Source organism: Aureimonas ureilytica DSM 18598 = NBRC 106430 (genome assembly GCF_000382705.1).
Taxonomy (GTDB): domain Bacteria; phylum Pseudomonadota; class Alphaproteobacteria; order Rhizobiales; family Rhizobiaceae; genus Aureimonas; species Aureimonas ureilytica.
Window position 1 is genome coordinate 1 of the sequence record NZ_ARQE01000041.1, and the last position, 1940, is coordinate 1940.

Here is a 1940-nt window from a genome sequence, read left to right on the forward strand (position 1 = left end):
TCTCTTCCGGCTTGTGCTTCTTCTGTCCCATTCTCATGTCCTCCAGCGGCTCAAAAGCCTACTTCAGGGAGGGCCACTTTTCAGGGGGCAGACCAGTGAGAAGGAGCTTCTTACGCATGAATGAGTTCCACATTGGTGCAATGGTCGTGCGAATTTAGGCAGTCAATGCTATTGCGGATTTCGGCGGCTGGAGGGAGCCTCGCGCGGGTTGAGCGGACACAAAAAAGGGGCCGAAGGGCCCCTTTTGGTCTTCAATCTGCTGGGGAGGATGCTTGCTCGGCCGAGATGGGGATCGCGACGAGGCCTATGCCCATCTCAAAGAAGGCCTCGAGCTCGCAAGTCGCCTGCGAAGGAGGCCAGGGACATAACCAGTGTGAGCGGGCTGTCCTGCAAAGGCTCGGCGCCATAGCTTTGATACCATTGAGCTGCGCGTTCGCCCTTGGCGTCGATGATGAGCAAGACGCCGCCCGCCTCGGTCGCGACACGTAGGCATCGGAGGGCAGCGGCCGCCAGGAGTTGCCCCCCCAAGCCGCACCCAGCAACGGAGCGATCGGTGGCGATCCGGGCCAGTTTAAAACCCGGGACATCATGCTGCGCGAGACCCTTTTTCAGGTGCGACGGAACAACGGTATGGGCAACTGCCGCCGGGGTGATGGTGTAGAAGCCGAGCACCCGATTGGGCGTTGCGACGTCGATCGCGCAAAATGTCTTTGATGCATTCTGCTCGTGGCTCTGGCGCGCATAGCGCCGGAGGAACTCATTCATTGCAGCATCGCCGCAGTCGAATGCCTGTCTGTGATGAGATTTTGAGACGGCCTCTTCTCGCCAGGGAGGCAGGCTCATAGAGTGTCGGGCAATGCGGCGATGGCAGCACGCAGTTTCGGGTTGGGCTTCGGAGGGTTTTCTAGGAGATCCAAAACGCGCACGCTATCGCGTTCGGTGAGCCGCAGGACTTCATCTTGTTCGATGACTGTCTCGGCCTCACGCAGCGCGATCTGCGTGACGAATGTTGTGAGATCCGTGTGGCGAAGAGCTGCCGCACGGACCAGTTTGGCCTTGGCCTCCGGTGAGACGCGAAGGTTCATACGCTTGTTGTCGTCCACGGCCGTCCGGGGCATAGCCTTCTCCTTTGTACTGATTGAAAGCGTACAAGAATTGTCGGGACGCAACAAGGCTCTGAACTTAAAGAGCCTTGTCGGTCGAAAGACCTTGTAGCGGGGGGGGGGGGGCGCTAGTCGATGGCACGAAAGATCGTGTTGGCTTCTCGGTGTTCGGAGGCGAATTCGCGCAGGCGATGGAAGACCTCGGCCATTCGATCGGTGCGGTCATCGAAGGAGAGGTTCGAGAAGACAAGAAGGTTGGCGATGATGCAGGCGGCATCGCGCGAGGCCGTGCCCTCATAGCCGTTGTGCGGCCATCCGATCGGGATCACCTTATCGCTCTGGACGCCCATGTAGAGCGGCTTTCCATCGAGCTCGTAGAAGGTCCAGTAGGCGCCCCGATAGTCGGCGCAGAGCGTCCGCATGACGTGGTAGATGGCGCTCTCCCCCTTCCACGTCCCTTCGGGACCGAACAGTGCCGGCAGGAACTCGAGGCGGCGATCGTCGGGAACGACGAGGGCAGTGCGTGGATGATGGAGGGCGGCGGCTTGGGTCACGATGGATCTCCGGGGGTGCGAGGGACCGGCCCGTTCTCTCTCTCGATCTGACGGGCTCGCCCGTCACGCCCTTCCTCTGCCTTTGGCTTGGCCGCCGGCGGTGAGAGACGACAAGGGAAGAGGGCTCACGCCCCCTTCGTCGCCTCCGCGTCTGCGGTGAGGGCTGCGAGGCGCTTGGTGGCGCCGGCGCGCTCGCGCTTGGTGAGGAAGCTGTGAGCCAGCTCGGCGCGCAGTTCGGCGATCTCGGCGAAGATGTCGTAGGTCATTTGAAGCTCCTTCGTTG

The 1940-nt window shown here is 61.3% G+C and carries 3 protein-coding genes; all 3 read right to left on the minus strand.

All coding sequences use genetic code 11. The features are described 5' to 3' along the window. Positions 1-315: 315 nt before the first annotated feature. A complete protein-coding gene (locus B146_RS0124470) occupies positions 316-843 on the minus strand; it encodes a hypothetical protein (protein ID WP_026358915.1) in 528 nt (175 codons plus the stop codon). Continuing rightward, positions 840-1118 (minus strand): type II toxin-antitoxin system TacA family antitoxin, encoded by a 279-nt coding sequence (locus tag B146_RS0124475; RefSeq protein WP_019999108.1) that lies wholly within the window; start codon positions 1116-1118, stop codon positions 840-842. The genes B146_RS0124470 and B146_RS0124475 overlap by 4 nt, the downstream gene beginning before the upstream one ends. A 113-nt stretch (positions 1119-1231) precedes the next feature. Continuing rightward, entirely contained in the window at positions 1232-1657 is a 426-nt protein-coding gene (locus B146_RS0124480; protein WP_019999109.1) for an antirestriction protein, read from the minus strand. Positions 1658-1940 lie beyond the last annotated feature (283 nt).